The organism is Streptomyces albospinus (assembly GCF_014648695.1).
GTDB lineage: Bacteria > Actinomycetota > Actinomycetes > Streptomycetales > Streptomycetaceae > Streptomyces > Streptomyces albospinus.
Window position 1 is genome coordinate 44,356 of record NZ_BMRP01000027.1, and the last position, 935, is coordinate 45,290.

At 75.5% G+C, this 935-nt stretch carries 1 protein-coding gene; it reads right to left on the bottom strand.

What is annotated here, in order from left to right; translation table 11 throughout:
* Positions 1-54: 54 nt before the first annotated feature.
* A complete protein-coding gene (locus IEZ17_RS28965; RefSeq protein WP_189305248.1) occupies positions 55-837 on the bottom strand; it encodes an SDR family NAD(P)-dependent oxidoreductase in 783 nt (260 codons plus the stop codon).
* Positions 838-935 lie beyond the last annotated feature (98 nt).

The window sequence follows — 935 nt, forward strand, 5'->3', positions numbered from 1 at the left end:
GCCCCCGGCCCCTCCCGTAGGGGTGCGGGTCCCCGCCCCGGTGGGGGGAGGAGTTCATGCGCCACGCAGGGCGCGGCGCAGCTCGTCGTTGGAGACCAGGACGCCGCCGTCGACGGGCAGCGTGATGCCGGTGATCCAGGCGGCGTCCTGGGAGGCGAGATAGGCGACGGCCGCGGCGATGTCCTCGGGGCGGCCGACCCGGCCCAGCGGATACGTCCCGGCCGCCCGCTGCAACGCGGCCTCCCGCCCGGCCCAGTTGGGGGTGTGGACGGTGCCCGGCGCGATGAGGTTGACCCGTACACCGCGCGGTGCGGCATGGCCGGAGAGCGTACGGGTCAGGCTCGCCAGGCCCGCCTTGGCGGCGCTGTAGGCGTGGTTGCCGAAGTCCTGGATGCCGTTGACGGAGCCGATGTTGACGATCGCGCCGCGCCCGCCGGCGGCGGCCAGATGAGGCAGCGCGGCCCGCGCGCAGCGGAAGGCGCCGCCGAGGGTGATGTCCAGGTCGGCGGCCCACTCCTCGTCCGGGGTGTCCTCGAAGAGCGGGGTGTCGGGGTGGCAGCGGTAGGCGTTGTTGACGAGGGTGTCCAGGCCGCCGAACCGGTGCACGGCGTGCGCGACGGCCGCCTCCACGGCGGTCCGGTCGCCGACGTCGCAGGCCAGCGACTCGGCCGCGCCGCCCCCGTCCCGGATGGCCTGCGCAGCCCGATCGGCACGCGCCTCGTCGATGTCGGTGAGCAGCACCCGTGCGCCCTCGTCGGCCAGCCGCCGGGCGGTGGCCTCGCCGATACCCCGCCCGGCGCCGGTGATCAGTACGCGGTAACCCTCGAATCGCCTCATGACCCGTACCTACCCAACAGGGAGGGTGCCCCAGGTCTTTGACGTCCTCCCCCCACCGGGGCGGGGACCCGCACCCCTACGGGAGGGGCCGGGGGCGG